The following is a 10,711-nucleotide window of genomic DNA, read 5'->3' as shown; positions in this document are numbered from 1 at the left end:
CGGAGACGATGAGGCTGCCGTCCTGCTGCCGGAGCGCGTACGGAAGCTCGTAGTCGCGGTCGCTCATCGTGATCTGCGCCGTGACCAGATAACGGCGGGGCAGATGGCTGGCGGATTTGATCTCCAGCACGGCATCCGGCGCGGAAGAGCTTGTGAAGCTCGTGATTTCCAGCGTGTCGTCATCGAGAACATAGAGCCAGCGGGCATAGTTGAAGCCGATCTCGAACAGGCTAGGCATGGCAAGCAGGCGGTATTGTCCGTCGACCTCGGCGTACAGGCGCAAGCCGGAAGCATGAGCGGCGTTGAGAGCGCTGCGGGCATGGCCGATCAGCTTGTTGAAGGAAGTGTTCCCGACGACCAGCTGGGAGTGGAACACTCCGTACATGTAAGCGGTCGAGGTGAGCATCTCGGCTGCTGCCCGGTCCGGAGCTCCGCTCATCAGGATATGGCCATGCGGCCGCTCCATGGAGAGCTCCTTGGCCTTCAGCACGACATGCTCGTAATCCGGGGTGAAGAAGGACAGCAGCTCGCCACGTGAGTATTCCTCCTCCAGCCGGACCGGGTACCGCTGCGCCAGCTCGGCTGGCGCCAGCGGCCGGGAGGGAAGCGGATCGCCGAGGTCGGCGGAGCGGAGCGGCACCGGCACGGCAGGGCCGTCTGCCGCGGGCAGGCGGCTGGCCTCCCGCCATGCTTCCTTCAGCCGATCGGAATAGGCCGCTTCCGTGACGGCTTCCGGATGATGCTCCAGGAACAGCCCGTAGAAGACGGCCTCGGCGCCATTCGCCGGATCGAGCGTCTTCGACTGCAATGCGGTGTAGGCGAATTCGTATTGGTAGACCTCGGAGGGCAGCCGCTCCAGGCTCAGCGCCTCGGGCCGGTGGCTGTCCTTGAAGGAGAGGCCGAAAAATTGGAAGCCGTCGGTCGAGTACGATTCGGCTCCCGTGAGGCAGCCCTGCTGCACGTAAGGGAACAATCCGCCTTGCGGCTGATTCTGACGGGAGCAGACCCTCCAGCCGTAACGCTCGTCGCGGTAGGCCGAATGGTCGATGTACTGCGAGCAGTAGGCTTCATTGCTGCGGACTGCCGCCGGAGCGGCGAGGCCGATATCCTGGCCGTAAATGACATCGGTCTGCAGGGAAACGCCGGCGGAGTCGAGCTTGACCTCCCAGAACCAGCTGTCGCTGGAGGACATCAGGAAGGAGACTTCGTACGCGACTTCTTCCGCGGTGCCGCTCCAGGTGATTCGCTGGCCTTGGCGGCTGACGGCGCTCGCCGAGGAGACGCCCAGCAGAGGATGGATGGAGAAGCCGCCCGGACGGCGGATCCGCAGGAACAGATTGTTGAGCGATCCGTCCAGGGGGCTGGACAAGAGCTGGTTGAGCATCATTCCGCCGCCAAGCGCCTCGTACAGGTCGCCGGAAGGATGGAAGGAGAAGGATAAAGACCCGGATTCCAGTCTCCACAAGGCTGGCTGAACGTTTGTTTGCGGGGTAGGCATAGGGTGTTTCCTCCTTTCGATAGACAAGAAACGCCTGCATATCTGGAAAAAAGATAATAAAAACGTTTCGACAACACGTAATCCGAGTATAAACAAAGGTGGGAAATGAAGTCAAACCTTTATTTGAAATCAATGTAAGCGGATTCTCAGAGGAGGAAGTGCCACATTCGGCTATATATGAAGGGAAAAATCTTCAACAAAAAAGCCTTGAATGCGATTTCAAGTTGATCTATAATTCAATTCGAAACGTTTCAATCGAGCAAAGGGCAACTTAACCAGGGGAGGAAATACAAATGAAAACGAAAACTGCAAGCGCCGCCATCGCGGCCGTCATGCTCGCAGGAACCGCTTTGGCGGGATGCTCTTCGGGCGGCAGCGACTCCGCTGACGGAGGCAAGGTCACTCTCTCCGTCTGGGCGATGGGAGACAGCAGCAAGCCGATGGAGCAGATGGCAGCCGCCTACGCCAAAGAGAATCCGAACGTTACGGTCAAGGTTCAGGCAATTCCTTGGGGGAGCGCCCACGACAAGCTGCTGACTGCGGTCGCTTCGAAGAAAGGTCCCGACGTGCTGCAGATGGGCACGACCTGGATGCCGGAGTTCGCCGCGGCTGGAGCGCTGGCCGATCTGACGGCCGACCTCGGCAGCTACCCCGAGCTTGCAGCGGACCATTTCTTCAAGGGCACCGTCACCTCCACCCAGTTCGACGGCAAAACCGTCGGCGTGCCCTGGCTGGCTGAAACGAGAGTTCTGTTCTACCGTACCGACGTGCTGAAATCCGTCGGCTACGATCAGGCTCCGAAAACCTGGGATGAGCTGCTTGACGCCTCCAAGAAGCTGACCGAGCGAGGCAAGGACAAGTACGGCATCGGACTCGATCCGAAGGAGCCGACGCTCAGCTTCATGTTCGCCCGCCAGAACGGCGCCAAGCTGATCGAGGACAACAAAGCGCAATTCGACCAGCCGCAATACCGCGACACGGTCGCTTATCTGGACAGCTTCTTCAAGAACGGATACGCGCCGATCGATCTCGGCCTCGATACGTCCCAGACGTTCGGCGGCGACGGCATGGTGCCGATGTTCATCAGCGGACCTTGGATGATCAAGACGATCAAGGACCAGATTCCGGAGATCGACGGCAAATGGGCGACGGCCGTTCTTCCTTCCAAGGAGAACAACATGAGCTCGCTCGGCGGCTCCAACCTGACCGTCTTCAACTTCACCGACCACAAGGCGGAAGCGATGAAGTTCATCTCCTTCCTGAGCAAGCCGGAAAACCAGCTGGAATGGATGAAGCAGACCGGCGAGCTGCCGGCCAACATGAAGGCATGGGAGGATCCGCAGCTGAGCGGGGATGCCAATATGAGCGTTGTCGGCGAGCAGCTCAAAAACGCCGAGCCGATGCCGCTGGTCAAAGCCTGGGACAACATCTCCCAGAACTTCGTGAAAACCTTCGAGCAGATCTACCGCGCGAACGGAAATATCGATGCCCAGCTCAAAGACTTCAACGCGCAATCCCAGCAGCTGCTGGACAAATAAATCGCTGACGGCCAGGGGCCGGCTGCCGGAATCTCCGGCAGCCGGCTGATCTGCACTCCGCCCTCCGTCAGGACCGTAAAGGAAGTGAGATGGATGAAAGGACCTTCAAGGGCTGCGCCGTACGTCTTCATCGGACCGACCCTCATCCTGCTAGCCGTGTTCTCCCTGCTGCCCATTCTTGTCGCGGTCTACATCAGCTTGACCGACATGGACTTGGCGGGGCTGGCCAACTACTCCAGCATCAAGTTCGTCGGCCTGCAGAATTACGCCGATGTGCTGGGCGATCCCGTCTTCCTGCTGGCGCTGCGCAACACGCTGTTCTACGTCGTCATCGGCGTGCCGCTCGTCATCGCCTGCTCGCTCGGAGCCGCCCTGCTGATCAACTTCGGGCGCTCGCGCGCGTTCAAGGTATTCCGGGTCGTCTATTACCTGCCGTCCGTGACGAACGTCGTGGCCGTGGCCGTCGTCTGGAGCTATCTGTACAATCCGGGCATCGGCCTCTTCAATTACGTCCTGACGTCGCTCGGATTCGACAAGGTGGCTTGGCTGACCGATCCGACGATCGCCAAGCTGTCGCTCATCCTGCTGGCGCTGTGGCGCAGCATCGGCCTCAACATGATCATCTTCATCGCGGCGCTGCAGGGCATCGACCGCTCGTACTACGAGGCGGCGCAGCTGGACGGCGCCAGCAACTGGCAGCAGCTGACCCGGATCACGATTCCGATGATGCGCTTCGCCATCTTCTTCGTCAGCGTGACGACGATGATCGGCTGGCTGCAGTTTTTCGAAGAGCCTTTCGTCATGACCCAGGGCGGGCCGCTCAACGGCACCGTATCCGCGTCTCTGTTCATTTACCAGAACGGCTTCCAGTTCAGCAACTTCGGCTATGCCGCCGCCGGATCGTTCGTGCTCTTCTTCATCATTATTGCCGTCACCCTGCTCCAGCTGAGACTCCAGCGGAAGCAAGCCGAGGAATAGGAGGCTTACCGTCATGTCCTTGACACCTAAACAAGCGCAATCGGCAGCCCCGACCGGCCGCTCGCGGGATAAGCTGCAGCAGTGGGCCGCCGGCATCGTGCTGACCGTATTCGGCGTCGCGATGATTTTGCCGTTCATCTGGATGCTGCTCTCCTCCTTCAAGACGGAAGGGGAAATCAAGCGCATCCCGCCGACTCTGTGGCCGGAATCCTTCACGTTCGAGAACTTCGGCAAGCTGTTCACCGAGATGGACTTCGGCACCTACCTGACCAATACGCTGCTCATCACGCTGTTCTCCTTCGTCGGGCTGCTGCTGAACGCGATGGCCGGCTTCGGCTTCGCCAAGTACAGCTTCAAGGGCCGGGAGAAAATGTTCCTGCTCGTGCTCGCCACGATGATGATTCCGGGCCAGGTGACGATGATTCCGGTCTACCTGATCCTGAACAGCGTGAGCCTCACCAACACGATGCTCGGCATCGTGCTGCCGGGCTTCACGAGCGCCTTCGGCATCTTCCTGTTCCGCCAGTTCATGTCGACGCTGCCGGATGAGATCATGGAGGCGACGCGCCTCGACGGGGCGAGCGAATACCGGCTGTTCGCCCAGATCGTCCTGCCGATGTCCAAGCCGATTCTGGCCGTGCAGGCGATCCTCACGTTCATCGGGGGCTGGAACAGCTTCCTGTGGCCGCTCATCATCGCCAACGACGAGAAGTTATATACTCTTTCGGTCGGCCTGTCGCTGCTGAAGGGCCAGCATGGCACCAACTTCGCTCTGCAGATGGCGGGAGCGGCATTCATGGTCGTTCCGATCATGATCATCTTCGTCTTCTTCCAGAAGCACATCATCGAGAATTACAATATTTCGGGCATGAAATAAAGTCCGGAAGGTTAAAGGCCTCATGGCCTAAAGCTGCATGGCTTAAAGTCTGCATGGCCTAAAGCCGGAAAAGCAAGAGCCTCCTTCCCGAGCGGGAAGGAGGCTCTTGCTCTTTTGGCATGGCTAGCTGGAGGCTGGGAAGCCCATGGAGATGACGGCACCGCCGCTTGCCTGGTTGCCGGCCCGGATGGACCCGCCGCAGCGCTCCACAATGGCGCGGGAGATGGCAAGGCCGAGGCCGGTGTCGCCGTCCTTGCCTTTGACGAAGCGGTGGAACAGCTGGGGAAGCAGCGACTCGGGAAAGCCGGTGCCGTCGTCCGCGACCGTGAGCTGGATGCCTTTGGAGTGGGACTTGACCTGGATCGTAATGACGCTTCGAGCATGCCGAGCCGCATTGGCGACGATATTGAGCAGCGCCTGCAGCAGCTTGTCCTTGTCCGCCTCGACCGTCAGCGCTCCGGCCGCATCCGGCTCGGCTTCCACGACAAGCTGGAGCCCTTTCTTCATCAGCATCGGGTTCATCCGCTCCCTCGCCTCATCGACCAGCTCCCGCAGAGGCACCGGAGAGGAGCGGAATATATCCTCCTCGCTGTCGAGCTTGGCGAGCAGCGTCATCTCGGAGACGAGCTTCTTGAGCCGTCCGCTCTCGCTGAGTATGATGTCGAGGCCGCGCCGGGAGCTCTCGCCTTCGAACACGCCGTCGCGGATGCCCTCGGCATATCCGGCGATCGACATGAGCGGAGTCTTGAGTTCATGGGACGCGTTCTGGAAAAATTGCTTCTGCACGCGGTTGTAGCGGTCCAGTTCCCCGGCGAGCTCATGGACGGTGCGGGCGACGGAGCCGATCTCTCCGCCGGCTCGGATCAGCCGGACTTCGGCGAACTGGCGCTGCTTGACCTTCCTCAGCTCCTCCCGCAGCTCCATGAGGGGACGAATGAGCTTCTTCGTTATGAACAGGCTGAGCAGCAGGACGAGGACGCCTCCGCCGGCGAGCACAAAGAGCAGGCGTCCGAACAGAGCCTGCTCCAGCGCCTTCACCTTGCTCATCGGCGCGAGCAGAGTGAGCGTGCCCTGCGGAACCTCGTTGACCTGCACCATGTAGCGGCTGTCCGCGCCTGTCCACAGCTCCTTCAGCGTCGCAGCGGCTGGCACGGCTTGCGCAGATTGCGAGGAGAGCCGGACTCCCTGCAGCTCGGCCGGCACGGCGGCCACGCCGGAGGGTAGGGCGACGCTGTCGGTCACGATGTTGCCGCTTGGATCGGTCACGATCGCCTGCACGTCGGCCGCTGCCAGAACCGTTGCCCGAGACTGCAGCTTATAGGTTTTTGTGCCCGTCCCGCTGCTCCGGAAACTGTCCTTGGCGGTGTCGATCAGCGGGCTCTTCCCGATGCTCCCGATCGTCAAATCGGGCTTCATCGCATCCGTCGTAGGGACGGCGGCCATCCCGGCGCTGCTGAATGAAGCCTGTGCTTGCTTGACCTCCAGGGAAGAGGCGATGCTCGCCCCCATCGTCCGCAGCTCTTGTTGCTGCGAGCCGATGAAATGGTCGAGCAGTACGAAATGGATCAGGAGCGCGGCCGTCCCGAGCACGACGATCAGCACCGCTCCGAAAGCGAGGTTAATTTGATGGAGCAGCTTCATGGCGGGCTCCCCCTTCCTCGGCGCGCAGCCGGTAGCCATGTCCCCAGACCGCCTCGACGGGCAGTCCGGCAATCTTTTTGCGAAGTCTCTTGAGCAGATGATCCACCGCCCGGTCGCTGCCGAAATAATCGTCGCCCCATACTTGCACGAGCAGCTCTTCTCTCGTGTAAGCGCGGTTCGGGCGCTCGGCGAACAGCTGGAGCAGCGCATATTCCTTGGAGGTCAGGTCGACCTCCTCGCTATGCCAGAACACCCTCCTTTCCTCGGGCAAGAGCAGCAGCGGCCCCGCATCGATGCGGACGGCGGATGCCGGCGCTTCCTCCATGCCTTGCAGCCGGCGGAGCCGCTGCAGCTGGCGCTTGACGCGGGCGACGAGCTCGCGCGGGCTGAACGGCTTGACGAGGTAATCGTCGCTGCCGAGCTCGAGTCCGAGAATTTTGTCGACCTCGCTGTCCTTGGCGGAGATCATGATGATCGGCACTTCGGCCGTGTCACGGATGCGGCGGCACAGCTCGTAGCCGTCCATGCCGGGCAGCATGAGATCGAGCACCCACATATGAGGGGGATCGCCTTCAAGCAGCTCCAAGGCGGCCTCGCCCGAGCCGAGCCCGATCGTACGGTAATTTTCCTTGCGCAGATAAGCTTCGACTAATTCGCGTATATGGGGATCGTCATCCACGACGGCAATGGTATAATCCAGCACGGTAACCCTCCTGAACGGGTGGAATTCTGTCCCTATTATAACAACCCGTTCCGGCGGATTGCCCCGTGCCATCGTTTTTCCACAAATTCACCAATCGGCTGCCACACCCTCGGCGTAAAGTGGGAACCGTACCAGCCATCCCATATCCCAAGGAGTGTTCCATCATGAAACCAAACCAAATCGCCAGCCGTGTCGCCCTGTCCGCCGTCCTGCTAGCCGCCGTGGCCAGCCCGGTCGCGGCCAATGCCGCGATCAGCCCGACGCTGACCAAGCAGTATGCCGCTTCTCTGGAAAAGGAAGGCGCTGGCAGCATGCCTGCAACGGCCGGCAAGGCAGCCGTCCTGTCGGCAACGGAAAGCACCGCAGCATCCACGTCGGACAAAGCCGTCGCCACCATGAAGGCGATCAAGCTGGCCGATCCGCTGGAGCTTGCCCGCCAGTATGCCCCGGAAACGGCGGATGCCTGGAAGGAGACGCTGGACAAGTACGATTCCGCGATGAAGAAGCTGGCCAAGAGCGGAGCCGCAGCCGTCAAGGCCGGCTCCGTGACGCTGAAGTCCGGCGGGGAGCTCAAGTCCGGTAAAGCCGGCGCGGCAGCGGTCATCGTTCCGGCAGGCGGCGGAGAATTCCAAACGACGAAGGACGGCGTCTCCTTCACGATCCAGACCAAGCCGGCGGTCCTGTCGCCGGCCGGCACGGCGACCTTCAAGCATGAAAACCTGGAATCCGGCGAGCCTAGCGGCAAGGAGGGCAGAAGCGCCGTCATCGCCGTGCCGGCCCTCAAAGCCGAAAAAGATGTCGCCGGTTCGACGGGAGAGACCTCCCCGGTACAAGATATGGTGAGCAGCGTGACTTCATCGGCTCCAGCCGAATCCGGGTTCTTCAATGCCCGGATCGAGCTGGACAAGGCCGCCGAATCCAGGGATGCCGCGGCGATCAAGGAAGCGCTCGCCAAGCTGCTCCCTCTCTACGAGAAGCAGATCGAGAAGCTGGAAAGTCTGAGCGTGCAAAAGTAAGGGATCGAATACAGCAAAGAGAGAGCCGCAGGAGTAGACAAGGAAATGCGAGGCCGAAAAATCGCAATGAGGATTGATGGCGACCGGATTCCGCAAGGATGGGACATGTTGGATGTCCGTCCTTGCGGTTTTTTTGGCTTGGACGGCCTGTATTCGCCTGGGTCAGTCAGGAGGGGGCTGCTGTGCCGCGGGATTTGGAGCCGAGCTTCGCCAGCAGAGTTCGGAGCTCCTAGCAGGTCACTTCACTTCTATGTAGAACCGGCGTCGATGTCTCGATCTTGCCGGCAGAATGTTCATGTTCAGTCCTTTCATGTCCTTCCCTTTTTGACGGCTGTTCGATCATTCCATGAAAATAATGCGCCAGCTGCTCTGCGTTCATCGGTCGTCCGATCAAATATCCTTGGACAAAATCGCATGCATGAAGCTTGCAGAATTCAAGCTGCTCCTGCGTTTCGACTCCCTCGGCCACTACGCTCAGGTTCAAGCGATGCAAGAGACCGATCAGAGATTCGAACAATACGGCGTCATTGGCCGAATCGTTCAGGGCTTGCACGAATTCCTTGTCCAGCTTGATCCTATCGAGGGGATAACGGATCAAATAATTCAAGGACGAGTACCCGCTGCCGAAGTCGTCCATCGCGAGCCGGATGCCCATGTCCTTCAGCTCCCGGAGTTTCTGGATGCAGGTGTCGCTGTGGATCATGGCGATCCTCTCGGTAATCTCGAGCTCCAGCGACTGCGGGGACAGGGTCGTAAGGCGCAGCGCATTGCTGACGGCCGATGCAAACAGAGGCTCCTTCAATTGGACCGGGGAAATATTGACGGCAATGCGCAAATCATGCAAGCCCGCTCTCTGCCAAAATCTGCCCATGCGGCATGCCTCGAGGAGCACCCATTCGCCGATCGGCACGATGAGATCCGTACGCTCGAGAATGGGGATGAACGTATCGGGCGGTATGCTTCCGTATTCCGGATGGTCCCAGCGCAGCAGCGCTTCCAGGCCGATTATTTTTCCTGAGGCCACCTCGGCTTGCGGCTGGTAGACAAGCTGGAAGTCCCGCCTGCTCCAGGAGGCGCGGAGCTCCTGCTCCAGCCGCATTTCGCTGAGCAGCTCAAGCTTGTTTTCCTTGATATACGCTCGAACACGGTTTTTGCCCTCGCGTTTGGCTCGGTACATGGCGACATCCGAATGCTGGAAAATCTCGGTGACGGATTGGCAGTCATCGGGATAACTGGCGATCCCGGCGCTGAAGGTCAGGTTCAACGCCTGCAGATAGGGGTAGCCGGACAGTTTGGAAATCAGATTCTGAGCCCATTTCTCCGTTTGATTTTTTTTGGAATCGAGGAGGACGACGATGAATTCGTCTCCGCCAAGTCTGGCGCACAGCTGCGAGTTTTCCGGAAGCTCCTCGCGCAGCCTCTCGGCGATTTCCTTGAGGCATTCATCCCCAGCGTCGTGGCCGAAGGTATCGTTGATATAGCTGAAATCGTCGACATCGATGAATACGCAGGAGATCGACGGCTGAGGAGTGCGGCTCTCGTCGACGAAACGTTCCAGCTCCAATTGGATGGCCGTACGGTTGTAAAGGTTGGTCAAAGGATCGCGGAAAGCCATCTGCTCCAGTCTTTTGCGCTTTTTATGCAGGCGATGGGCAAGGGCGCTGATCGCGACCGCAAAAGCCAGCAGGACAATCATGGCTTCAAAAATTCGAAGCAGCTGGGTCGTACGGAGATCTCCGTCCGTGAAATCATTCCAAGTAATCAACACCTCGCAGAGGAGGCCGATGAAGGTAAAGGATATCCCGCCCTTATAACCGAATTCATAGGAAAAGATAAAGATCGGAATCAAGAAGACCAGCCAGACCATCTGGGAGCCAGGCGCAGGAATCAGCCATTCTCCCAGGGTAATTACGGCTAGGCATAGAAAGAGACTCCCCCATAGGTAAGAATGAAAAGGGCGATGAACAAACGGCATTTACGTACCTCCTCTGGGTGTATGGCTCGGCGCAGTCTGGGTTTTATGCATGTACAGATCCAGCAGCCTGTCCAACTCCGTGCTGTATTGAATGACTAGCGGATGCAGAAAAGTAGGATGGAGCTGATAGGCCTCCAGCAGACGGTCTCTTGTCGTTTCAATCAATTCAATCAAAGCTTCTTCATCTAAATCCATGCAACGCCACCTGCCTTAAAAGACGGAATAATGAGTCTGTCTAAAATGCCGAGCGACGAGTTATGATAAGTTCGTACAATGCATGTTGTGCGAAGCAAAAATGGAAGTTGGTGGAAACCCGAGCATGATTACGATACCGGGCCAAGATCCGCATTTATCGCTTTTAACGAAGAGAAGAAACGCCGAAGAGCTTACCGATGAGCAACTGATTGCCATTTTTTTAGAAACTTGCAGCAGCTCGCGTTTTACTCATAGAAACTATAAAAAAGCGATTGAGATGTTCAGAGCCA

General features: G+C 59.0%; 8 protein-coding genes and 1 pseudogene. 4 read left to right on the top strand and 5 right to left on the bottom strand.

The genetic code is table 11. The features are described from left to right. Nucleotides 1-1,498, bottom strand: a pseudogene (locus tag BN871_RS25420) (cellobiose phosphorylase); the annotation flags it as partial. 293 nt (nucleotides 1,499-1,791) lie between these two features. On the opposite strand from BN871_RS25420, the gene BN871_RS25415 reads away from it, so the two are divergent. The 3 genes from BN871_RS25415 (at nucleotide 1,792) to BN871_RS25405 (ending at nucleotide 4,891) form a co-directional block, all read left to right on the top strand. Then, on the top strand, nucleotides 1,792-3,036 hold the full coding sequence (locus BN871_RS25415; RefSeq protein WP_048749899.1) for a sugar ABC transporter substrate-binding protein: 1,245 nt from the start codon (nucleotides 1,792-1,794) through the stop codon (nucleotides 3,034-3,036). A 93-nt stretch (nucleotides 3,037-3,129) separates the two neighbouring features. After that, nucleotides 3,130-4,014 (top strand): carbohydrate ABC transporter permease, encoded by an 885-nt coding sequence (locus BN871_RS25410; protein WP_048749898.1) that lies wholly within the window; start codon nucleotides 3,130-3,132, stop codon nucleotides 4,012-4,014. Between the two features lie 13 nt (nucleotides 4,015-4,027). Next, a complete protein-coding gene (locus tag BN871_RS25405; protein WP_021881013.1) occupies nucleotides 4,028-4,891 on the top strand; it encodes a carbohydrate ABC transporter permease in 864 nt (287 codons plus the stop codon). 123 nt (nucleotides 4,892-5,014) lie between these two features. On the opposite strand, the gene BN871_RS25400 is transcribed toward BN871_RS25405, so the two are convergent. Then, the gene (locus tag BN871_RS25400; RefSeq protein WP_048749896.1) at nucleotides 5,015-6,532 is read right to left on the bottom strand and encodes a cell wall metabolism sensor histidine kinase WalK; all 1,518 of its coding nucleotides are present in this window, start codon (nucleotides 6,530-6,532) and stop codon (nucleotides 5,015-5,017) included. Then, nucleotides 6,510-7,232: a response regulator transcription factor gene (locus BN871_RS25395; protein WP_048749902.1), complete on the bottom strand. Its 723-nt coding sequence runs from the start codon at nucleotides 7,230-7,232 to the stop codon at nucleotides 6,510-6,512. Before BN871_RS25395 ends, BN871_RS25400 begins: the two co-directional genes overlap by 23 nt. A gap of 167 nt (nucleotides 7,233-7,399) precedes the next feature. Here BN871_RS25395 and BN871_RS25390 point away from each other — a divergent pair, with 167 nt between their 5' ends. Beyond that, entirely contained in the window at nucleotides 7,400-8,251 is an 852-nt protein-coding gene (locus tag BN871_RS25390; RefSeq protein WP_021881015.1) for a hypothetical protein, read from the top strand. Nucleotides 8,252-8,480: 229 nt separating this feature from the next. Here BN871_RS25390 and BN871_RS25385 read toward each other — a convergent pair whose 3' ends face one another. Next, entirely contained in the window at nucleotides 8,481-10,226 is a 1,746-nt protein-coding gene (locus BN871_RS25385) for a bifunctional diguanylate cyclase/phosphodiesterase (RefSeq protein WP_021881016.1), read from the bottom strand. Continuing rightward, nucleotides 10,227-10,421, bottom strand: a complete 195-nt coding sequence (locus BN871_RS25380; RefSeq protein WP_021881017.1) for an aspartyl-phosphate phosphatase Spo0E family protein — start codon at nucleotides 10,419-10,421, stop codon at nucleotides 10,227-10,229. Nucleotides 10,422-10,711 lie beyond the last annotated feature (290 nt).

Source organism: Paenibacillus sp. P22, from assembly GCF_000469945.2.
Lineage (GTDB): Bacteria > Bacillota > Bacilli > Paenibacillales > Paenibacillaceae > Paenibacillus_O > Paenibacillus_O humicus.
The sequence above is the reverse complement of the archived record's forward strand: the minus strand, read 5'-3'. Positions and strand labels throughout refer to the sequence as shown.